Annotated in this window: 19 protein-coding genes, 1 tRNA gene, 1 other RNA gene and 1 pseudogene; 10 read left to right on the forward strand and 12 right to left on the reverse strand. The window is 57.3% G+C overall.

Annotation, left to right across the window (positions count from 1 at the left end):
* Positions 1-84: 84 nt before the first annotated feature.
* From tatA (ACNKH3_RS00590) to ACNKH3_RS00630, 9 genes are all read right to left on the reverse strand, one after another.
* Complete coding sequence (gene tatA / locus ACNKH3_RS00590) at positions 85-339, reverse strand: twin-arginine translocase TatA/TatE family subunit (RefSeq protein WP_417916404.1); 255 nt, start codon at positions 337-339, stop codon at positions 85-87.
* Positions 340-375: 36 nt separating this feature from the next.
* Positions 376-570 (reverse strand): twin-arginine translocase TatA/TatE family subunit, encoded by a 195-nt coding sequence (tatA, locus tag ACNKH3_RS00595; RefSeq protein ID WP_417916405.1) that lies wholly within the window; start codon positions 568-570, stop codon positions 376-378.
* A 106-nt stretch (positions 571-676) separates the two neighbouring features.
* On the reverse strand, positions 677-1,648 hold the full coding sequence (locus tag ACNKH3_RS00600) for an SPFH domain-containing protein (RefSeq protein WP_417916406.1): 972 nt from the start codon (positions 1,646-1,648) through the stop codon (positions 677-679).
* Entirely contained in the window at positions 1,645-2,106 is a 462-nt protein-coding gene (locus ACNKH3_RS00605; RefSeq protein ID WP_420207862.1) for an NfeD family protein, read from the reverse strand. Before ACNKH3_RS00605 ends, ACNKH3_RS00600 begins: the two co-directional genes overlap by 4 nt.
* Before the next feature lie 89 nt (positions 2,107-2,195).
* Positions 2,196-3,425, reverse strand: a complete 1,230-nt coding sequence (tyrS, locus tag ACNKH3_RS00610) for a tyrosine--tRNA ligase (protein WP_420207863.1) — start codon at positions 3,423-3,425, stop codon at positions 2,196-2,198.
* Positions 3,415-4,974, reverse strand: a complete 1,560-nt coding sequence (gene rny, locus ACNKH3_RS00615; protein WP_417916308.1) for a ribonuclease Y — start codon at positions 4,972-4,974, stop codon at positions 3,415-3,417. The genes tyrS and rny overlap by 11 nt, the downstream gene beginning before the upstream one ends.
* Positions 4,975-5,120: 146 nt before the next feature.
* Positions 5,121-5,292: non-coding RNA, 6S RNA (gene ssrS, locus ACNKH3_RS00620), on the reverse strand.
* A 194-nt stretch (positions 5,293-5,486) separates the two neighbouring features.
* Positions 5,487-5,750 carry a hypothetical protein gene (locus tag ACNKH3_RS00625; RefSeq protein ID WP_417916309.1) on the reverse strand — a complete coding sequence of 88 codons (264 nt, stop codon included), beginning with the start codon at positions 5,748-5,750 and terminating at the stop codon, positions 5,487-5,489.
* 108 nt (positions 5,751-5,858) lie between these two features.
* Entirely contained in the window at positions 5,859-6,341 is a 483-nt protein-coding gene (locus ACNKH3_RS00630) for an NUDIX hydrolase (RefSeq protein ID WP_420207864.1), read from the reverse strand.
* A gap of 167 nt (positions 6,342-6,508) precedes the next feature.
* Here ACNKH3_RS00630 and ACNKH3_RS00635 point away from each other — a divergent pair, with 167 nt between their 5' ends.
* The 6 genes from ACNKH3_RS00635 to ACNKH3_RS00660 all read left to right on the forward strand — a co-directional run bounded on the left by ACNKH3_RS00635 (position 6,509) and on the right by ACNKH3_RS00660 (position 11,624).
* Positions 6,509-7,930, forward strand: a complete 1,422-nt coding sequence (locus tag ACNKH3_RS00635) for a transglycosylase SLT domain-containing protein (protein ID WP_417916311.1) — start codon at positions 6,509-6,511, stop codon at positions 7,928-7,930.
* Between the two features lie 4 nt (positions 7,931-7,934).
* The gene (locus ACNKH3_RS00640) at positions 7,935-8,297 is read left to right on the forward strand and encodes a molybdenum cofactor biosynthesis protein MoaE (RefSeq protein WP_417916312.1); all 363 of its coding nucleotides are present in this window, start codon (positions 7,935-7,937) and stop codon (positions 8,295-8,297) included.
* 8 nt (positions 8,298-8,305) lie between these two features.
* The gene (locus tag ACNKH3_RS00645; RefSeq protein ID WP_420207865.1) at positions 8,306-9,715 is read left to right on the forward strand and encodes a YihY/virulence factor BrkB family protein; all 1,410 of its coding nucleotides are present in this window, start codon (positions 8,306-8,308) and stop codon (positions 9,713-9,715) included.
* 13 nt (positions 9,716-9,728) lie between these two features.
* On the forward strand, positions 9,729-10,325 hold the full coding sequence (locus ACNKH3_RS00650; protein WP_420207866.1) for a D-glycero-alpha-D-manno-heptose-1,7-bisphosphate 7-phosphatase: 597 nt from the start codon (positions 9,729-9,731) through the stop codon (positions 10,323-10,325).
* Between the two features lie 116 nt (positions 10,326-10,441).
* The gene (locus tag ACNKH3_RS00655) at positions 10,442-10,987 is read left to right on the forward strand and encodes a hypothetical protein (protein WP_417916075.1); all 546 of its coding nucleotides are present in this window, start codon (positions 10,442-10,444) and stop codon (positions 10,985-10,987) included.
* Between the two features lie 250 nt (positions 10,988-11,237).
* Entirely contained in the window at positions 11,238-11,624 is a 387-nt protein-coding gene (locus ACNKH3_RS00660; protein ID WP_420207867.1) for a hypothetical protein, read from the forward strand.
* A 59-nt stretch (positions 11,625-11,683) separates the two neighbouring features.
* Here the strand turns inward: ACNKH3_RS00660 and ACNKH3_RS00665 are convergent, their stop codons facing one another.
* Positions 11,684-13,351 (reverse strand): SUMF1/EgtB/PvdO family nonheme iron enzyme, encoded by a 1,668-nt coding sequence (locus tag ACNKH3_RS00665; RefSeq protein ID WP_420207868.1) that lies wholly within the window; start codon positions 13,349-13,351, stop codon positions 11,684-11,686.
* A gap of 326 nt (positions 13,352-13,677) precedes the next feature.
* On the opposite strand from ACNKH3_RS00665, the gene ACNKH3_RS00670 reads away from it, so the two are divergent.
* The 4 genes from ACNKH3_RS00670 (at position 13,678) to ACNKH3_RS00685 (ending at position 18,380) form a co-directional block, all read left to right on the forward strand.
* Positions 13,678-15,081 carry a biotin carboxylase N-terminal domain-containing protein gene (locus ACNKH3_RS00670; protein WP_420207869.1) on the forward strand — a complete coding sequence of 468 codons (1,404 nt, stop codon included), beginning with the start codon at positions 13,678-13,680 and terminating at the stop codon, positions 15,079-15,081.
* 18 nt (positions 15,082-15,099) lie between these two features.
* The gene (locus tag ACNKH3_RS00675) at positions 15,100-17,373 is read left to right on the forward strand and encodes an acetyl-CoA carboxylase carboxyl transferase subunit alpha/beta (RefSeq protein WP_420207870.1); all 2,274 of its coding nucleotides are present in this window, start codon (positions 15,100-15,102) and stop codon (positions 17,371-17,373) included.
* A gap of 78 nt (positions 17,374-17,451) precedes the next feature.
* Positions 17,452-17,527 (forward strand) — tRNA-Lys (locus ACNKH3_RS00680).
* A 214-nt stretch (positions 17,528-17,741) separates the two neighbouring features.
* Positions 17,742-18,380: a DUF3800 domain-containing protein gene (locus tag ACNKH3_RS00685; RefSeq protein WP_420207871.1), complete on the forward strand. Its 639-nt coding sequence runs from the start codon at positions 17,742-17,744 to the stop codon at positions 18,378-18,380.
* 189 nt (positions 18,381-18,569) lie between these two features.
* On the opposite strand, the gene ACNKH3_RS00690 is transcribed toward ACNKH3_RS00685, so the two are convergent.
* A complete protein-coding gene (locus ACNKH3_RS00690; RefSeq protein WP_420207872.1) occupies positions 18,570-19,691 on the reverse strand; it encodes a hypothetical protein in 1,122 nt (373 codons plus the stop codon).
* A gap of 174 nt (positions 19,692-19,865) precedes the next feature.
* Positions 19,866-20,297 (reverse strand): annotated as a pseudogene (locus tag ACNKH3_RS00695) (Fic family protein); the annotation flags it as partial.
* Positions 20,298-20,436 lie beyond the last annotated feature (139 nt).

The following is a 20,436-nucleotide window of genomic DNA, read 5'->3' on the forward strand; positions in this document are numbered from 1 at the left end:
TCACGGCGGTGAGGCGGAATACAACAGGCAGGCGGCTGAGGCTGTCTTAATCGACCAGGCCCAGCTACCTGCGGAAAAATATATTCACTTCGTCAGCATTTTGCTGACCTCCTTGACCTTATTGATTTTATCCTGCACAGCGGCCACATCGCGCGCCACAGGCAGCCGTTTGGCGATGCCGTCCATGCCGGCCGCCTCTTCCACCTCGCTCAAGCCGTTTTTGAACGAGCGGATCGCTTTGCCCAAGCCTGCGCCGATCACCGGCAGTTTTTTGCCGCCGAAAAGGAGGAAGGCAATGCCGAGAATGACGATCAATTCAGGGGTTCCGAGTCCAAACATGGTGCCGTGCTCCTGCAGGAAGGTTGTCAAAGCGCCTCAGCTTTCTTTGCCGCTGTCCTTGTCTTTGTCTGCGATGGCCTTGGAATCGCCATCTGGACTTTTGACGCTGTCTTTAAAATTCCTGATTCCTTTGCCAATGCCGGAGCCGATCTCCGGCAGTTTGCCTGCGCCGAAAATGATCACGATGATGACCAGAATAATGATCAGCTCAGGCATTCCCAATCCGAACATAAACCGCACCTCAAGTTGAAATTCTTACAAAAAAACAGAATGCGGCCAAAGACAGCCGCATTCTTCACTGTAGTGCTGACCGCAACGCTGTCAACAGGCGGCGCGATCAACGTGCCGCGACCGGATGCTCCGGTCGGGCGGCAGGCATCGGCGCTGCTGTTTTACTGGTCTGCCGCAGGGTGGTCATGGCTGTGGCAACCATGCCTGCCACGTCGGTAAGATTGCCGGGCACGATCATGGTGTTGTTCGCTTTGGCCAATTTGCCGAATTCATCCAGATATTTCTTGGCCACCTCAAGATTGGCCGCCTCACGCCCGCCCGTGGAAGCCAGCGCCTCGCCGACCTTGCGGATGCCCTCGGCCGTTGCCTCCGCCACCTTGAGGATTTCCTGCGCCCGGCCCTCGGCCTCGTTGATCCGCTTCATTTTTTCACCCTCGGATCGGGCAATGGCCTCGGAACGATCGCCCTCGGCCCGGTTGATCACGGACTGCCGGTCGCCTTCAGAACGGGCAATCTCAGCCCGCTTCTCCCGCTCGGCCCGCATCTGCTTCTCCATGGCCTCCAAAACCGATTTGGACGGCGTGAGGTCCTTGATCTCATACCGCATGACTTTGATGCCCCAGTTCTGGGCCGCCTCATCCAATGCCTCGACCACCTGCTGATTAAGATATTCTCTGGATTCAAAGGTTTTATCTAAAGGCATTTTGCCAATCGCCGAGCGAAGAGAGGTCTGGGCGAGCTGGGAGGCGGCAAAATGGTAGTCGGCAATGCCGTAGGCGGACTGCCTGGAGTTCACCACTTGTATATACATAATTCCATCAACTTCCAGTGTCACGTTGTCGGCAGTGATGCAGGTCTGGCTGCCAATATCAATTGGCTCCTCTTTCAGATTCCGCTTGTAAGCGATCTTGTCGAGAAAAGGAATCAGAATATGAAATCCTGCCTCAAGCGTGTCCCGGTATTTCCCCAGCCGCTCAATCACATACTCATTGCGCTGCGGCACAATAACCGCTGTCTTCCAAACTAAGATGACAACGAAAACAACTAAAACAATGACACCAACCAGCAAACCGCTCATTTTGCCTCCTCCTTGTTCGCGCCTAACGCGCGGACTTTGATAATAAGGTCTTTCTTTTCCACAATCAGCACCACCGCGCCTTCGGCAATGGGTTCATCAGCGGCAGCGCGCCAGAACGATCCGCCGTATTTGACCCTGCCGTCGGCGGGCGGGATGATGGCATCGGTGACAATTCCTGTAACCGGGGCGGAATCGAAATTCACCGAGTCCGCTTCTTCAGAGGACTTGCCCATGAAGACAGATTTTAGACGCGTTCTGAGCAGAATCAGACTGAGGAGGGAGGAGACAAGGAAAACAAGAAGCTGGGCTGTCAGAGGCAGATCAATCACGGCCAGAACTGCTGCCGCGCACCATGCGCCGATGCCAAGGAAGAAAAGAACAAAACCGGGCAGCGCCAGCTCAATGATAAAAAAAGCGATGCCCAGCAGGAACCAGATCAGCACGGGTGAAACGTCCATCATTTCCGCTCCTTGAAAATAAACAGGAACAGCAGCGACAAATTGATTTTCATCATTATACCGCGTTCCGGCCCTGAGCAGAAGCGGAATCAGGCAAAAATCACCTTGCAGAAACGCCGCTTGCCCACTTTCAGCAGTGCCTCGCCGCTGGCCGGAAGCTGAAGATTGACATCAGCCGCTTTCTCGCCGTTCACCGTCACTGCGTTCTGCTGAATCATCCGGCGGCCTTCAGAGGTCGAATCCACCAGCCCAGCCTCTTTCAGCAGCCAAGGCAAGGCAACAGGCTGCTCCTGCGCGGGCAGGGTTTTCTCCGGGATCTCATCGGGCAGCTGATGCCGGGCAAAAACCTGCTCGAAATTTTTTTCCGCCTCGTCCGCCGCTGTCTGATCATGAAAGCGGGCGACCAATTCTTTCGCCAGCCGCACCTTGACCGCTTTGGGATGCAGCCAGCCCTCGGCCATGCCTTTTTTCAAATCAGCGATTTCGCCCAAGGAAAGATCACTGAGCAGCTCGTACCAGCGGAACATCAGCTCGTCGCTGACCGACATTACCTTGCCGAAAATCTGCTCCGGCGGCTCGGTGATGCCGATGTAGTTGCCAAGCGATTTGCTCATCTTGTTCACCCCGTCCAGCCCTTCCAAAAGCGGCGTGGTCAGGATAACCTGCGGCTCCATGCCTCTGGAGCGTTGCAGCTCGCGGCCCATGAGCAGGTTGAAAAGCTGATCCGTGCCGCCCAGCTCCACGTCCGCCTGCATGGCCACAGAGTCGTAGCCTTGGAAGAGCGGATAGAAAAATTCGTGGATGGAAATCGGGCGGTTGCTGTGAAAACGTTTTTTGAAGTCGTCCCGCTCCAGCATCCGGGCCACAGTCAGTTCGGAGGCGAGGCGGATCATGTCGTAGGAGGAAAGCTGGCCCAGCCAGGCGGAGTTGAAGACCACCTTGGTTTTGGCCGGATCGAGCATTTTGAAGACTTGCGCCTTGTAGGTCTCGGCGTTGCGGGCCACGTCCTCACGGCTCAGGGGCGGTCGGGTCTCGGATTTGCCGGTCGGGTCGCCGATCATGGCCGTGAAGTCGCCGATCAGAAACTGCACTTCATGACCAAGCTGCTGGAACTGGCGCAGCTTTTGCAGCAGCACGGTGTGACCGAGATGCAGATCCGGCGCGGTCGGATCAAAGCCCACCTTGATCCGCAGCGGCCTGCCGTTTTCCGCCGCAGTTTTGAGCTTTTTCTCCAGCTCCTCTTGAGAGACCACACCCTCGCAGCCGCGCATGATCAACGCGAGCTGCTCCGCCAGTGATTTATTGCCGTTATTTCGCATATTCCACCGCCCTTGTCTCACGGATCACTGTGACCCGGATCTGGCCAGGATAGGTCAGCTGCTCCTCAATCGCCTTAGCGATGTCGCGGCTCATCAGCGTGGCCTCGTCGTCCTTGACCTTCTGGCTGTCCACGACAATACGCAGATCGCGGCCTGCCTGCACGGCGTAAGATTTCTCCACGCCGGGGAAGGCGTTGGCAATTTTCTCCAAATCCTCCAGCCGCTTGACGTAGCTCTGGAGCATCTCTTTGCGCGCGCCGGGCCGTGCGCCGGAGAGCGCGTCCGCCGCCTGCACGAGAATGTCCAGCACGGTTTGCGGCGGCATTTCCTCATGATGCGCGCCAATGGCGTACACGATGTCCTCGCGCTCGCCATATTTTTTGGCCAGATCGCGGCCTATGACAGCGTGAGAGCCTTCCACTTCGTGATCCACCGCTTTGCCGATGTCATGCAGCAGCCCGGCCCGTTTGGCTTTTTTCACATCCAGCCCCAGCTCGGCGGCCATGATGCCGCAGAGGAAAGCCACCTCAAGCGAATGCTGCAAAATATTCTGGCCGTAGCTGGAGCGGTATTTCAGCCGCCCGATCAGGTTGATCAGCTCAACATGCATTCCGTGCACGCCGAGGTCGAAAGCGGCCTTCTCGCCCGCCTCCTTGATCTCCACATCGAGATTGTGAGTGACTTTGGCTACCACTTCCTCAATCCGGGCCGGATGGATCCTGCCGTCGGAGATGAGCTGAAGCAGCGACTGCCGGGCCACTTCGCGCCGGATGGGGTTGTAGCCGGAAAGGATCACCGCCTCCGGGGTGTCGTCAATGATGATGTCGATGCCGGTGGCGGCCTCGATGGCCCGGATGTTGCGGCCTTCCCTGCCGATGATCCGGCCCTTCATCTCGTCGTTGGGAAGCGGCACTGTGGAGACGGTCTTGTCCGCCACATACTCTCCGGCGTAGCGGGCGATGGCCAAGGCGAGAATGTTTTTGCCTTTGCGGTCCGCCTCCAGCTTCATCTCGTTCTCGATTCTGGCCAGCCGCTTGGCCGCGTCCATTCTTGCCTCGCTCTCCAGCGATTCAATCAGCAGCTTTTTCGCCTCCTCGGCGCTGACCCCGGCGATTTTCTCCAGGTGCCGCCGCTGCTCGGCGATCAGGTTTTCCGCCTCGGCCTCCCGCGCCGCCACGCTCTGCTCTTTGGCGGCCAGCCGTTTCTCACGGGCGGCCAGATCGGCCTCCTTGTTTTTGAGGTCGTTCAGCTCCTCATGCACCTTGTCGAGCTTCCGCTCCAGCCGCCGCTGCTCGCTTTCTATTTCCTTCCGGGAGTTTTTTATCTCCTGCTCGGCCTCCTGCTTGGCCTGATAAATCTCCTCCTTCACCTGAAGGAGCTTCTCCTTGCGGAGCTGATCGGCCTCATGGATGGCGTTCTCGACAATCAGCCGCCGCTGATTTTCTATATCCGCCTGATTGCCCTCAATCAGTTTTTTACGGAGAAAAAAGCCTGCGCCCGCGCCTGCGGACAGGGCAAGTGCAAGCAAAATCAATGTGATGCCGCTCATGACATGAATAACCTGGTTTATAGATGCATGCAGCAGTTTCGTGCTGCGAAATGTGAGATAAAACAGCTGACTGCGTCGGAGAAAAATGCGGGGGGAGATCAGTGAGGCAGGAATGCGGACGGCGCGGCAGCCATGATCAGGCTGCAAAAAACCCCGCGCTGCCGTGTCAACAGAATAATTAAACCTATCGAAATAGGTGGGCGCGCCATGCGGTCGTCTGGAAATCAGTGAAGTTTTCCATAATCCGGCAGAAAAGGAGCAGCCCTTTTAAAGAGAGTTGGCTCAATACTCTGTTGATCACAAACAGCGCAGGGAAACTTGTGTGCCGCTGTCCCCTGTCTATAAAATAAAAACTCGGAAAAAGCAAAAACTATTTTTCCGCTCACCCCTTCAGCGCGGCGGCAGCTTTGTCAGTCTGCCCTGAAATCAAGCAGTTCCGTTCCGCGCCCAATTTTCGCTCCGTCTGCATTCTGCCGGACGCATTGCGCCTTGGCTGACGCGGCGGACAGCCCTCACTTGTCTTTTTCGGCCTTTTTGTCCGCCAGCCCGGTCTCCCAAGCCTCGATCCGCTCCAGCAGCCCGGTGACACGGGAGCCAATTTCCGTCCGCTGCTTCTGCAGCTCGGCGCTCTCCAGCTTGATCAGCTCGCACTCCTCGTCGCGGTCGCGGAGCTTCTTCTCCAGAGCCAGAACTTTCGTCTGCTGCTCCCGGCAGCGGCTGATGAGCATTTCCACCAGCTGCTCCAGCCGGACGAGTTCGTCGTTATTATTCTTCATATTGAATGCGCTCCTCCTGCGCGTTCTGGCGTTCTCGACAAATTGCATCGCAAAACAAGCTGTACATACCAGTTTTACCGCTCCGGGGCAATTGAAAAATTTCAGCGGCTATCGAAAATGGCTCCAGCTCACCGGCCTGCCTTGGCTGTAGGGCATGACACCGTGAAAGGGGCGCGGGTCGCCGTCAAAGACCAAGGGCAGGAAGAAACGGTCGCCCTCCCACATCGGCAGGCGGCTGATTTCCTCCAGCCGATGCCAAGCCAGCCCGCCTTCCTCGCAGCTCTTTTTCGGCACGCCGGAAAAGGCGGTGATCAGGAAGATGAAACCGAGCCAGCTTTCGCCGCCGGGGCCGAAGCCGGGCCAGCTGATGGTGCCGCGCAGGTTCATCTCCAGACAGACGATGCCTGCCTCCTCCTCAATTTCCCGCGTCATGCAGCTGCGCACGTCCTCATCAGGCCGCATTTTGCCGCCCAAGCCGTTGTATTTGCCGAAATGCTGGTCGTCCGGGCGGGCGTTGCGGCAGAGCAGCAGCACCTGCCGGGCATCCGGGGAAAGCACATAGCCAAGGGTGCCGATGATCGGAGTGTACATACAAGCCTCCTGCGGCGGAAAAGACCTGCCGCCTGTCGTCTTTTTGCCGCTTTTTTGCAAAACTGTGCTACAATCAGAGCCAGCCGAGACCGTCGCCGGCAGCTCTGCGGCAAGGCCAAGCCGCCGAAATCTTTCTTCAGATGTGCAGGTTGCTCATGCTGTCCGCTGTGAAACAAATCGCTTTTGCCTGTCTTGTCCTGACCGCCGCTGTCTTTCTGCCGCCGCAGAGCATCAGCTCAGCTGCGGCACAGCAGTTTTCCGGCCCGGCGGACCTGCACTTTCCGGTCTACGCCCTGATTGCCCCCAACGTTGATTTCTGGGAGAAAATTTACGGAACTTACACTGAGACGCAGGGCGTGCTGCACGACCGGCGCGATCTCAGCCGGATTTACGGCGTGGTCGGCCTTGCGCCAAAGAATACTCCGGGCGCGGCCAAAATCAATGAAAAATTGATGGAGCTGGCCCGTTCGCATGTCAAGACCATGCTGAAGAAGTTCGCTGAAGGCGGCAGGCCGCAGACCGCTGAGGAGCTGCGGATTCACAGCCTTTTTCAGCAGAAAAGCCCTGCGGCCTTCCTTGCGGCGGCGGACAACATCCGGGTGCAGACCGGGCTGAAAAACCGCTTCCGCGAGGGCGTGATCCGCTCCGGCGCCTACATGCCCGCGATCAGGCGCATCCTGCGGACGCTGGATCTGCCTTTGGAGCTGGCCTACCTGCCCCACGTCGAATCCTCCTTCAATCCCGGAGCGCATTCCAAAGCCGGGGCGGCGGGTCTCTGGCAGTTCACCCGCTACACCGGCAAGGAGTTTATGACCGTCAACGAGCTGGTGGACGAGCGTTATGATCTTTATATCGCCAGCGAGGCCGCCGCCCGCTTCCTGAAGGAGAACCACCGCCAGCTGGGGGCTTGGCCGTTAGCCCTCACCGCCTACAACCACGGGCGCGGCGGGATGCTGCGGGCCAAGGCGCAGTGGGGCAGTTATCCGGTCATTTTCGCCAATCATTCCAGCCAGACCTTCGGCTTCGCTTCGCGCAATTTTTACCCAGAATTCATCGCCGCTTTACGGGTCGCCCGCAAGCTGGAGGCCGATCCTGCCGTGATCAAAGAGCGGCCTCTGATCAGCGCCTCGCTGCGGCTGAAAGGCTATGCCGCCGCCGCCGAGCTGCGCCAGTATTTCGGCGTTTCTGAAGAGGAATTCCGCCGCCTCAATCCCGCCCTGATGAAGCCGGTGCTGGAGGACAAAAAATATATCCCGGCTGAGACGGTCATTCATCTGCCCGCGACCCATTTTGTCCGCGAGCGCATCCGCTCCATGCCGCAAAACCTGCTCCGCGCCAGCCAGATTGCTGACTCCGCGCCGCCCGCTGTCAGGCAGCCGCCGAAAAAAAAAGCCGCCAGCGCGAAGAGCTACGTGGTGCGCAAAGGTGACTCGGCCTTGTCTGTGGCGCTTAAATTCGGTCTGACTTTGGACGGGCTGCGGCGGGCCAACCAGCTGAATAAAAAAGCACAGCTGCGCATTGGCCAGAAACTGATCATTCCTCCTGCCAAGGGCGGCGCGGCCAGCCGCTCGGCAAAACGCAAGCCTTGAACAAATGGACATCTCAAAAACGATCGCGGATCTGAAAAAACGGCCTGACTTCAACGAAAAAGTCGGCATGGTGCTGATTCACAACGGCGTGGTTCGGAGCTGGTCACGCAAGGACGGCGCAGCAGTCAGCCAGCTGGAAACTGCGGTCGATCAGGAGCAAATCGAGCGGCTGCGGCAGGAATATCTCTCTTGGCCGGGCATTTACGAGATCATCATTGAAGCCGCCTCCGGCAGCTTCCAGCCCGGCGACGACCTGCTTTTTATTATCGTCGCCGGAGACTTGCGCGAGCATGTCAAGCCGGTGCTGTCCGAGCTGCTCGACCGAATCAAGGCTGAAGCGGTGCGCAAGCAGGAGCTGCCCGCCTGAGTTTGGCCATGACCGCCGCTCCTGCCGCGCCGCCCTGCCGCATTACCCGCTGGGCCTTCGCCTACAGGCCGGATGAAGGAAAACCTGCTGCCGCGCTGCGCAGCCTGCTCCGCATTTTCCTGATCATGGTGCATGAATTCAGCGGCAGTAGCATTTCCCTGCGGGCCTCGGCCCTGACCTTCTCCGTCGTCCTGTCGATGGTGCCGCTTTTGGCGATGAGCACCGCCATCCTCAAAGGCTTGGGCAACGGCAATCAGATGCGCATCGCCGCCTACCGCCTGATTGACCAGCTCGATCCCGACGCGGCGGCCAAAGCGGCCCAGCAGCAGGAGCAGCAGGATGAAAGCGCGGAGAATTTGGCGGAACCGGCGGAGCCGGAGCCAGTCAGCCTCAACCGCCATCTGCACAACGCGGTGGACTCCATCTTTGATTACGTGGAGAACACCAACTTCGCCGCTCTCGGCGCCTTCGGCATCGTCGGCCTGCTGGTCGTGGTGATCACCGTGCTCAATGCAGTTGAGGACGCGATGAACGCCATCTGGCACACCCGGCGAGGCCGCTCGGCGTTCCGCAAGCTGATGGATTACCTCGCCCTGCTCGTGCTGCTGCCGATCTCAGTCAACATCGCCTTGGCTGCTGAGGCGGTGCTGACATCGCAGAAGATCATGACGCACATCGCCGTTGCCATCCCTTCAGCGTGGACGGTCGGCCTGCTGCTCAAGCTGCTGCCGTTTCTCTTCATCACCCTCTCGCTGATGATGATGTACCTTTTCTTCCCCAGCGTGAAGGTAAGGACTGGCGCGGCCCTCTGCGGTGCGCTCTTTGGGGCGGTGTTCTGGTTCATTGTCCAGCGGCTCTACGTAATGCTGCAAATGGGAGTAGCGAATTACAACGCCATTTACGGCTCTTTCGCCACGGTTCCGCTCTTCTTAGTTTGGATGCAGCTTGGCTGGATGTTCATCCTGCTCGGCGCAGTCTTGGCCTATGCCATTCAGAACCGCAATCATTACCGCCTGCCTGGCGCGGAAAGCACAGCCCGGCAGCGTCTTCAGCAGGCGTTTGACGTGCTGCTCACTGTCTACAGCAACTTCTCCCGCGCCGAGGCCACCGGCGAAGAAGAGCTGGCCGCAGTCTGCGCCGTGCGCAACGAGGCCGACCTCAGCCAGACAGTTGATCTGCTGATCAGCGGCGGCCTGCTCCACGAGACTGAGCAGAACGGCGCGGCGGCCTACATCCCATCCCGGCCTGCCGATCAGCTCAATGCCGCGCAGGTCGTGCGCTTAGTCTTCGGGCGCGGCTCGGAGAAAGAGTCGGAAGGCGGCAGGCTGGCCGCGCAGGTGGTGCAGGCGGCAGAGGAGGCCGTGCCGCCAGAGGATTTTCCCGCCCGCAGTTCTGCAGTCGAGACCACTTCAATTTGAATTTGATCAAAAAATGCTCACGAAGCCAGCTGTGTTTCTCGACCGTGACGGCACCATCAACGAGCAGATGGGCTACATCAATCACCTCAGCCGTTTTATCCTGCTGCCAGGCGCGGCGCAGGCTGTCCGGCTTCTCAACGAGCGCGGCATTCCGGCAGTGGTGGTGACCAATCAGTCCGGGCTGGCGCGGGGCTATTTCCCTCCTGCCCTTCTCGACGCAGTCCATGCCGAGATGGAGCGGCTGCTGGCGGCGGAAGGCGCGCATCTGGACGGCATCTATGTCTGTCCGCATCACCCGGAGGCCAAAATTGTCCAGCACCGGCAGAGCTGCCGCTGCCGCAAGCCGCTGCCTGGCCTTTTGGAGCAGGCAGCCGCCGATCTGGGGCTTGACCTCTCCCGCTCCTTCATGGTGGGAGACCGCTGGTCGGATTTGGAATGCGGAGTCCGGGCCGGAGCCGCCCCAGTGCTGGTGCTGACCGGCTACGGTCAGGGCGAGCTGGAGCACATCGGCCCGCAGAAAAAGATTCAGCCCGCTGTCATCGCAGACAATTTGCTGGAGGCTGCCAAACAGGTCATCCGCCTGCTCGGCCAACCCTCCAGCGGCATCTGAAAAGGACTGCTCTTTTCCAGCAGAAAATATTTGACAGGGCCAATATCTCGAAGATATCATATACTATCTTTCAGCAGCGTATTCAACTTCATCCTTTCAAAGGGGGCTAAAACCAAATGAACATCAGAACATCAGCTTGTTACCTCGCAGGAGGCCTTTACTTCCTCCTCTTCGCCGCAGCCTGCACCTGCTCTCCTTCCGGCAAGATTCCCGGCGGGCCGGAGCAGTCCGGTACTGTGCAGCAGATGCAGGCGCCTGCGGCTGCCGCCGACACATCCGCAGAAGTATATGACGAAGAGATGATCAGCGGCGATGCGGTCGAAGGGGCCTACTATGCAGAAGAGGGCGCAGCGGTGGAATCCTCCTCCAGCGTCGACGGCGAGATGATGGTCGATGACGGCAGCTCTTATGTTGAGTCTTCGACCGGAGAATACTCAGAAGGAGAAGTTGTTGAAGGCGGTTCCGTTGAGGAAATGCCTGCTGCCGAGGGAGCCGTTGAGTATTACAGCGAGACAACCGTCACCGAAGGCGGCGACGCTGCGGTTGAAGGCGGTTTTGTTGAAGGGACAGTCGATTACAGCGAGACAACCGTCACCGAAGGCGGTGATGATGAAATGATGATGGAAGGGCCTGCTGACGGCCAGCCGGTCATCATGGAATAAAACTTTCGTTTTTCCATTTTTTTGCGCGGAGGATGCCGGCATCAAGGAAATCCTCCGCGCACTCTCCTGCCGCGTCAGGCTGACGCAGGTCTCTTCCGAGCAGTTATTCATTTTGTCCAACAAGAAGCCGGATTATTGCGGCGCGGCATCCGCCTGCTGAGGCGGCGGAAATGTGTTGACAGGGCGGGCCTGTCCTGTATCATAGAACGAAAACCATTCACTTTTAAACTCCTGAAGGGGGGATGATTCCATGAAGTTCAACAAAAACGCCATGCTGGTTGCCAGCAGTTTGGCGCTGCTGCTGACCGCCGCCTGTGAAAAGCCGGGCGCGGATGACAAACCGGCAGCGGCAAGCAAGCCTGCTGCGGAAATTCATGTCGAGGCGACAGACGGCGCGGCGCAGCAGAACGAGGCGCCTGCCGCTGAAGAAGAGGCGGTGGTCACAGAGGCGCCAAGCGACGAGGAGCAGGTGATCGAGGAAGAGGCGGCTGACGAGGAGCTGGGCGAAGGCGAAGCGCTGGAAGAGGAAACCGGTGACGAGGAGCCTGCTGCTGAAGAGACGGAGGAGGACGCTGCCGTTGATCAGGAAGAAGCTGCTGCTGCAACTGAGCAGGAGCCGTCGGCTGAACAGAATTGATTTTTTTTGCCGCGCCGCCTGCAACTTCCTCAGCCCGGAGGCTGAGGAAGTTTTTTTGTTCAATTATTCTGCATCACCACGCGGAAGCCGAGCAGGTCTTCGCGGTAGTCAGGCTGATTTCTGAAGCGGAAGGCGGCCCGGCAGTTCTGCACCCGGCTCCCGGCTGATCCGCCCCGCACCACCCGCTCGCCTCCTCCTGACGGCCCGCGCGGATTGCTGCGCACGCCGCCAGTGGCGTAATAATCTTTGTCAAAGCGGTCCGCGCACCATTCCCAAACATTGCCGCTCATGTCATGCAGGCCGAAGGCGTTGGCCTGCTTGCCCCCAATCGGATGAGTCCGGCGGCTGCTGTTTTCCTCATGCCAAGCCAGCACGTCGGGATTGTCGCCGCCGCAGTACTTGCCTGCGCCGCTCGCGCGGCAGGCGTATTCCCATTCCGCCTCTGTGGGCAGCCGGTAGGCGCCGTTTGACCGTTTGTTCAGACGGGTGAAAAATTCCTCCGCATCATTCCACGACACATTCTCCACTGGATGCTTGCCGCCCTTCTTGAAACCGGACGGATTGCCGCGCATGATTTTTTCCCACTGCTCCTGAGTGACTTCATGCCGTCCCATCCAGAAACCGCTCACGCAGACCTCATGCACCGGGCCTTCCCAAGCGAAGCGGCCTTTTTCGCCAGCTGCTGATCCCATTTTGAAGCAGCCGCCTTCGATATAGACCAGCTCCATGCCGGTGGCCTCGTTGATCATGATGTCGCCCTGCTTCGGCTGCTGCTGCGCGGCTTTAACCGAAGGAGGCGCTGGAAGAACGGCGGCAGGCGCGGACTCCGGGATTGGAGCCGGAGGCAACTGCCGGGGCGGCGGCGCAGGACGGCGAACATCATGGCGGCTGAGGTTTTCCTGCAAATGTCTGGGAACCAGCAAGAAATCTCCCTGTTCGTGCGCATTTTTGACGACATGCCCGTAGCGGGGGAGCTTGCCGGTGCTGCGGTAGACCGGCTGCAAGACGCGCTCAAACAGGTTGCGTCCAGAAAGCACGTCGCGGTTGTCGTGAAGAACAGAAAGAAAAGTTCGGGCGAAGAGCGAATGCCTTGCGCCATATTCCTGCTCCGGCCGCTCGCTGCCGGAAGTCAGGACGGTGAGCGAGGGTGAGTCCAGCAGGCGCCGGAGACGCTCCTCCCGGCTTTCCCGCAGCCGGGCTTCGTCAGGCAGCTGAAGGCTGGCCGCGTAGCAGGAGTCGGTCACCACCAGCACGTGCTTGGCCCGCACCGTTTTTAAGATGTTGGTGATCAGCGCGGTGGGAATCCATTGACTGTCGCTCGCATTGTCCGCGTCAACCGGCTTCCAATAACCTGCCCCGCCCCGCCCCAAGTGACCGTGGCCGACGTAGTAGATGAGCAGGCTGTCGCGCTCCGGGTTAGTCAGGCGGCTGGGCAGCTGGGACAATGTCCAGAGGATGCGGTCGCGGTCGGCATCAAGCAGCAGCTCCGCCTTGAAGCCGTATCGCTCCTCCAGCAGCCGGGCCACTTCCTGCGCGTCAGCCCTGGCTGTGGGCAGCTCATCAAGATGGCGGTAGCTTTGATTGCCGATGACCACGGCATGATACCGGCCAAAGTCCGGGGAAGCGGGCTGCGCTGAGGCTGTCCTGCCCGCTGTCAGGAGTGTCATGAGGAGGAGCAGCGCCAAGCCGATGCTGCCGTGCCGCTCCATGTTCTGCTGCCAAGCCATAAACTGTCTCCTCTGAAATGCTGGGAATGCAGGATGCCGCGTTCCGCCGGGAGCGGCGCAGCGGCTGGAAGAATACCAAGAGTGTACAAAAACAGGGCACATTGCGCAACAGCAGAATGGCTTGGCGCAGGCCGGAGGCTGCCGCCGCGAAGCGGGTCTGCATTTCCAACTTTGCAACTTGCCGCCGGTCGAGTAGAATGAGCAAATCCCCGGAGATGCCTGCCCGGACTCCATCCTGTCTTCTTCCTGCGAGCGGCTCCAAGCCGCCGGGAAGTCCGGTCTTTCCAGACAAGAATTGAACAGCAGCAGACTGCAAGAGGTTTTTTGTGCAAGGCAAAGTGCTTATCGCCAATCGCGGAGAGATTGCCATCCGCATCATGGAAGCCTGCAAGGCTCTGGACTTGGACTACGCGGTCATCTACACCGATGCTGACCGTGATTCCGAGCATGTCCAGCGCAATCGGCTCAATGGCCCGGATCAGAACGCATGGCGCGTGACCAGCTACACGGACCCCAACGACCTGCTTTCGGTGGCCGACCACACGGGCTGCACCGCCGTGCATCCTGGCTACGGCTTTTTCTCAGAGGACTACCGCTTCGCCCGCCGGGTGACGGTGCGCGACCGGCCCCTGACTTTTATCGGGCCAAGCTGGGAGGTGATCCGCGATCTGGGCGACAAGATCAACACCAAGCGCGTCGCTCAGAAGCTCGGCATTCCGACTATACCAGGCACCTCAGCCCCCATCTACAACGAGATGGAGGCAGAGGAGATCGCCCAGCACATTCTCGACATCCAGCGCGAGCAGAACGAGCCGAACCCGGCGGTGCTGATCAAGGCCGCTGCGGGCGGCGGCGGCATGGGCATAGAGGAGATCAACCGGGTGGAGCAGTTCCGGCGCACCTACCGCCGGGTGCAGAACTACGCCAAGCGGCAGTTCGGCGACGGCGGGGTTTTGATCGAGCAGCGGCTCTGCGACTTCAACCACTTGGAGGTGCAGTTGGTCTGCTCGCGCCACGACGAGCGCATCCACTTCGGCACCCGCAACTGCACCATTCAGTCCACAGGCCGCCAGAAGCGGGTGGAGGCCGCGCCCGGCTTCCATGCCTCCTGCTTCAAGTACGACTTCGACCCCGATCAGGTGCTGGACAGCGTGGTCGAGCATTCGCTCAAGCTGGCTGATTATGTCAAGTACGATAACGTCGGCACGTGGGAATGGATCGTCAGCCGCAGCGGCAGGCCGTATCTGCTCGAAGTCAACACCCGCATTCAGGTTGAGAACGATGTGTCGGCCCGGATCAGCTACCTCAACGGCAAGCACCCCAACTTGCTTCAGGAGCAAATCCGCTTGGGACTTGGCGAGCGGATGGGCTATCAGCAGAACGAGATTGTCTTTAAGGGCGCGAGCATTGAGCTGCGCATAGTCGCCGAGAACCCGGGCCGCAACTTCGCCCCGTGGATTGGCACCATCACCCGCTTTGATCTGCCGAAACATGACTGGTCGGCGATGTACAGCCATGTGCCTTCTGACCGGCCCTATCCCATCCCCAGCGAGTATGACCCCAACTTGGCTCTGGCCTTGGTCTGGGGCGATGATGTCAATCAGGCCAAAGAGCGGGCGCGGCTGTTTATTGACGGCTGCCGTATCGAAGGCGTGGACAGCTCCGGCGGCGGCATACTCACCAATCTCGACTACCTCAGGCAGAATCTTGACCGGCTGCTGACCTTCTGAGCCGTTACACATACGACCATGAACGATCTCATCAAGCAGCTCCAAGAGCTGGACCAGCGCATCGGCTATCTGATTCACATCAAGGACAGCGACTCGTGGGGCAACGTGGCCGAGTTCCGCCGCAAAAGCGAGCAGCTCCGCACCGCTGTCTTCGACATAAGCCGGGACGAGTTCGCCACCCGGCTGGGCAAGCTGGAGGATTCAATCCGCTTCTTGGAGGAGCGCTGCGAGGAGGGGTTGACCCCGATGGAGCGGGTGCGGATCGTCCGCTCGCCGCTGCGCTTCACCCTCAAGGACATTCTGGAGAACGTCTATGAGGAGCACAAGGAGCTGGGCGGCGCGGGCGAGGCCAACATTGATCCGGCCATGGTGGTGGCCAAGGCCAACATTGTCCGCCGGATCAAGCGCAAGCCCTACACCTCGCCGGTGATGGTCATCGGCCAAGAAGTCGGGCGGGGCGAGGAGTTCCGCAACGGCGGCTCCTGCAAGCCTTGGGGCAACGAGAAGGCCATGCGCTACATGAAGGTGGCCGAGACCGAAGGCATCCCGATTCATTTCTACATCTTCACGCCCGGCTCGTACCCAGTGGAGGACTATCCCGGCGCAGCCCAGCAGATCGCCCGCAACCTCTACACCATGACCAAACTGCGGGTGCCGATGATTTCCGTCATCTCCGAGGGCGGTTCTGGCGGTGCTGAGGCGGTCGGCATGAGCGACTTGCGCCTGATGTTCTCGCACGGCTACTACTCGGTGATTTCGCCGGAAGGCGCGGCGGCCATCGAAGGCCGGGTCAAGGAAGGCCGCAAAGTGCCGCCGGAGCTGGTTGAGAAGTGCGCCCGTCAGCTCAACATCACCGCACCAGACAATCTCCGCCTCGGCACCATTGATCGCATCATCCAAGAACCGCCGCTCGGCGCAAAGAGCGACGATTTCGCCTTTTTCGCCCGCGTCCGCTCGGAAATCATCCGGGCCACTGACGAGGTGGTGCTGCGGACAAAGAACATGCGCAGCTTCCGCTCCTACGAGGTGAAGCGGAAAAAGGCGGAAAGCCCGGACGAGGCTCCGCAGATTGACATCCCGTGGGATTTGGACGCAGGCGAGACCGACAGGCTGCTGGAGCTGCGCTCGAAGAAATACCGGAACATGGCCATGCACAGCTTCGGCGGCATCACCATGCCGGCGGAGAATTTCTTCAAATTCTTCTGCTCGGCCACAGAGAAGTTTTGGTACACTGTCCGCTACGATGTGCTGAAGAACCAGCAGAAGCAGGTGCAGAAGACGATCAAGGAGCTGTCCGGCGAAGGCACGGCCTTGGTCAACCGCATCACCGCTCCGTTCACCCGGTTCTTTGGCAAAGAGGAGGAGAACGGCAGCAGGCCGGTGCCGAAATCGCTGGCCGCCGCTGATCCGCAGTTTGCCGGCGACTACTGCGTGATCCAAGACCCGCTGGAGCTGACCGACACCTACACCAGCCCCTTGGCCAACGAAGACCGCACCATCACCTGTCCAAACGCGGAGAAGCACGGCTGCAAAGACCTCTGGATCCCCGATCTTTACGGCGAATTCTGTGGAGTCTGCGAGAACTGCGGCCATCATTTCCCGCTCGAATATCAGTGGTATCTGAAGAACGTCTTTGACCCCGGCTCGATCCGCATCTTCAACAACGACATCTTCTCGAAGAACCCGCTCAACTACGAGGGCTTTGACGAGCGACTTCAGGCGGCCAAGAGCAAGACCGGCATGGGCTGCGCCAACCTGACCTTCATGGCGCGGGTCAGGGACATCGAGCTGATCGTGACCATGCTCTTTTCCGATTTCCGCAACGGCACGGTCGGTTCAGCAGAGGGTGAGAAGTTTGTCCAAGCCTGCGACATTGCCCGGCGCAAGAAACGGCCTCTGCTCGCCTACGTTCACACCACCGGCGGCATTCGCATTCAGGAAGGCACCCTCGGCGTGGCGCAGATGCCTAAATGCACCATGGCGGTGCGGGAGTACATTGACGCGGGTGGGCTGTACATCGTCGTCTATGACAACAACTCCTACGCCGGGCCAGTGGCCTCGTTCCTCGGCTGCTCGCCGTATCAGTTCGCCATCCGCTCCAGCCGGATCGGCTTTGCCGGGCCGCGTGTCATCCGCGAGACCACCGGCATTGACATCCCGCCGGACTACCACGATGCCCGCAATGCCCTCAAACGCGGCCACATTCAGGGCATCACCGACCGTCGCGACTTCCGCCGCCATCTCTATCAGGTCATGCAGACCATGGGCAGCCCTGGGCTGTACTACCGGTGATTTTTTTCCTGCGCCGCAAGATTTCTGCTTGACCTTGCGGCCAGTCTGTGATATATAAATGCAGCGTTTTTGCTGCATGGGCTGTTAGCTCAGCTGGTAGAGCAGTTGACTCTTAATCAATTGGTCGAAGGTTCGAATCCTTCACAGCCCACCAGAAAATTCAAGGAGTTAGCCTTTAACGGGTTAGCTCCTTTTTTAATTTTGCCACGTTTCAGCCCCCATCCTGCCCCCACTTTTTTGCTCATGGGGCAAAAAACGCCGCCTGAAGATGTCCTTGACATGCCCTGCGCCGTCTGATTATTCTTCCCCCTGAAAATGCCTCGTGCAGCAGCATGGGGTTTTCTTTTTCAGCTCAACAGCGGGGTGTCATGAGCGGCGGCAGTCTGTACATTTTCTTGGATGAAGGAGGCAATCTGGACTTTTCCCCGTCTGGGACAAAATATTTCATCCTGACAAGCATCTCCGCCCGGCGGCCTTTCACCGCCTTTCAAGCCCTTGACAGCTATAAATTTGACCTGATTGAATACGGGCTGGATTTCGTCTTCTTTCACTGCACGGAAGACAACCGGCATATCCGGCGGCGGGTCTTCGGCATCCTGCAAGACCATCTCCCCGGCCTGCGGATTGATGCCCTGATTGTCGAAAAAAGCAGAATCAGCGCGGAGCAGCAGGTACCCGAAGCGTTTTATCCGCAGATGCTGGGGCATCTGCTGCGGCATGTGGCCGGGCAGAGCGAGCTGGAAGGCATCGGGGAGCTGATCGTCATCACTGACAGCATCCCCGTGAACAGGAAACGGGCCGCTGTTGAAAAGGCGGTGAAAATCACCCTGAAAAACATGCTGCCGCCCGGCTGCCGTTTCCGTGTGCTGCATCATCCCTCCATGTCAAGCCTTGGCCTGCAAGCGGCGGACTACTGCTGCTGGGCGGTGTTCAGAAAATGGGAGAGCGGGGACAGCCAGTTTTTTGACCTGATCAAGGCGGGCGTGAAAAGTGAGCTGGCGATATAAAAAAGGGGCAGCCTCCTGATGAGCTGCCCCGTTCGACCCCCCCGACTACCTTTGCAGGAGAAACCCTTGGTTTCTTGTCATCAGGGAGGAACCTTTTCTGCTTTCAGGATACCCGGCCCGGCAGAGGATGTAAAGAGTTTTTCGTTGAACCGTTGCAGCAGGCAAAGGCGTTTTACCTTGGGCACGGCTTCATTGCATCGCCGATTGAGCCGATGACCTTAATGCTGAGTCTGGCGCGTTCAGCGGCACGGACAATATACTGTGAATTATATTGTTTATAATCAACAAGTTATTGCGAGAAAGCCAAGGAAGCAATTCAACATATTTAAGTGAACCATGAAGAAATTTATCTCTACGTTCTTTCGATTCTCTGAATATGTCATAATGTCCATTATGCGTAATTTTCCATTTGTATATGGATAAATATATAAATTTTTGAGAAACGTTAGTTATCCCTCTTCCTCGATTTTTATTTTCATATAAAACAGATACGCTTTTCTTGTAGTCTTCAGGCACACAATCATCATTTGGAAAATTAGCAGCTTGTTCTTGTTGTGGCAACTTGCTAAATGTTGTTGTTATTAAAATTTCAAGAGCATTCCATGAAAATAAAAATTTTTTCAGGTTATCATCTTCTCGCATAGAAAGAACCATCAAATGAGAGACCATTTCATGGAATGGTTCATATTTACGGATTAACTCTTTATTGTAATCAGATAATATTTTTTTGCAGATTGCCCCACCTTCCAAATCCCCTTGAAATTTTAGCGTCTGACAGAGCTTTCCGTCAGGAAGAACTAAATAAAAATAATTATTCAAAAGAGTTGCTGTAACTGGAATATCTGGTGAGGATAATGAATATATTATGAATGGAATAAATTTTGAATCATTGTTTTGTATAGACTTGATTTTATTAGAATATTTCTTGTCAACTGGAGGATCATACACACTGAGCAATGATTCATTATACCATTGAGTCCACTTAGCTTGATATGTATATTCATCATTATCTCTTGTTGCAGTAACAAGATAGGGAAGATGAGTTTCTTTCGTCAGTATCTCTTCACTCTCATACATATCGTCTAATGTTTTGTTAAATAGCAAAAAGCATAATTCATTTATATTATTTCCAATTCCAAATTTTATATTTTCATCGAGAAAACTTAGTATTTTTTGATTCTCATCAAATTTCTGTATGCCGTTAAGTTGATATATGCAAACAGAAATAAATGAGCCTGTTACTTCTAATGGAGGATTGTTTTCAATATAGCCATGCTTTTTTATTGCAAAATCTGATTGGCCGAATGGCATGATAATACCCCCTCTATTTAAAATAAAATAATCTAAACATACCCCTATGATATACCACCACCCGCCCCCAATTTCAACCTGTTTCCCGCCTCCCTCTCACTTATCCCCCGCCAACGCCTTATCCTGCGCCCTGATAAGCCGGTCAAGCGCATCTCATAACCGCTTCCGGCAGCCCTACAGCTCAGGGATGCGGGCGAACAAGTCCATCAGCGGCTGGTTGATGTAATAATTATGCCGCCCGGCTTTGGCCTTCCGCAGAAAGCCCTGTTCCGTGAGCTGATTCAGGTACTTCGTTGCGGTCAATCGGGAAATGCTCAGGTCATTCTGAAGGTATTCGATCTTGGTGTAGGGATGCCTGAACAGGTTGTTCAGCAGGTCTTGGCTGTAAATTTTCGGCAGCTCCGCCCGGATGCGGTGTTTGTAGTCCAGCATCAAGTTTTTTATGGCGTTGACCGTCCAGATGGTTTGCCGGGCCGTGCTTTCCACGCCGTGCAGCATGTACAGTATCCAGCTTTCCCAGTCATCCGCATCGCGCGCCCTTTGCAGCAGGCGGTAATATTCGCCCTTGCTTCTGATAATATAGCGGCTCAGATACAGCACCGGGATATAGCCGTAGCACAATAAATTGACTATAAACATGGCTGCTGAAAAATCTCATCTGTCGAACAGCCAAGTTTTCTTCTGAGTGCCTTTGCTTGCGCCCATTTATGCTCTATGGGGTTCAAATCAGGAGAATATGGCGGAA

This window comes from Candidatus Electronema sp. JC (assembly GCF_048287365.2).
Classification (GTDB): Bacteria; Desulfobacterota; Desulfobulbia; order Desulfobulbales; family Desulfobulbaceae; genus Electronema.

Coding starts and splice junctions, on each gene's coding strand:
- ACNKH3_RS00665 (WP_420207868.1), bottom strand. CDS start 13,351: ATGGCTTGGCAGCAGAACATGGAGCGGCACGGCAGCATCGGCTTGGCG.
- ACNKH3_RS00685 (WP_420207871.1), top strand. CDS start 17,742: ATGAGCGGCGGCAGTCTGTACATTTTCTTGGATGAAGGAGGCAATCTG.
- ACNKH3_RS00625 (WP_417916309.1), bottom strand. CDS start 5,750: ATGAAGAATAATAACGACGAACTCGTCCGGCTGGAGCAGCTGGTGGAA.
- ACNKH3_RS00630 (WP_420207864.1), bottom strand. CDS start 6,341: ATGTACACTCCGATCATCGGCACCCTTGGCTATGTGCTTTCCCCGGAT.
- ACNKH3_RS00645 (WP_420207865.1), top strand. CDS start 8,306: ATGACCGCCGCTCCTGCCGCGCCGCCCTGCCGCATTACCCGCTGGGCC.
- tyrS (WP_420207863.1), bottom strand. CDS start 3,425: ATGCGAAATAACGGCAATAAATCACTGGCGGAGCAGCTCGCGTTGATC.
- ACNKH3_RS00600 (WP_417916406.1), bottom strand. CDS start 1,648: ATGAGCGGTTTGCTGGTTGGTGTCATTGTTTTAGTTGTTTTCGTTGTC.
- ACNKH3_RS00655 (WP_417916075.1), top strand. CDS start 10,442: ATGAACATCAGAACATCAGCTTGTTACCTCGCAGGAGGCCTTTACTTC.
- ACNKH3_RS00640 (WP_417916312.1), top strand. CDS start 7,935: ATGGACATCTCAAAAACGATCGCGGATCTGAAAAAACGGCCTGACTTC.
- ACNKH3_RS00690 (WP_420207872.1), bottom strand. CDS start 19,691: ATGCCATTCGGCCAATCAGATTTTGCAATAAAAAAGCATGGCTATATT.
- rny (WP_417916308.1), bottom strand. CDS start 4,974: ATGAGCGGCATCACATTGATTTTGCTTGCACTTGCCCTGTCCGCAGGC.
- ACNKH3_RS00605 (WP_420207862.1), bottom strand. CDS start 2,106: ATGGACGTTTCACCCGTGCTGATCTGGTTCCTGCTGGGCATCGCTTTT.
- ACNKH3_RS00650 (WP_420207866.1), top strand. CDS start 9,729: ATGCTCACGAAGCCAGCTGTGTTTCTCGACCGTGACGGCACCATCAAC.
- tatA (WP_417916405.1), bottom strand. CDS start 570: ATGTTCGGATTGGGAATGCCTGAGCTGATCATTATTCTGGTCATCATC.
- ACNKH3_RS00675 (WP_420207870.1), top strand. CDS start 15,100: ATGAACGATCTCATCAAGCAGCTCCAAGAGCTGGACCAGCGCATCGGC.
- ACNKH3_RS00660 (WP_420207867.1), top strand. CDS start 11,238: ATGAAGTTCAACAAAAACGCCATGCTGGTTGCCAGCAGTTTGGCGCTG.
- tatA (WP_417916404.1), bottom strand. CDS start 339: ATGTTTGGACTCGGAACCCCTGAATTGATCGTCATTCTCGGCATTGCC.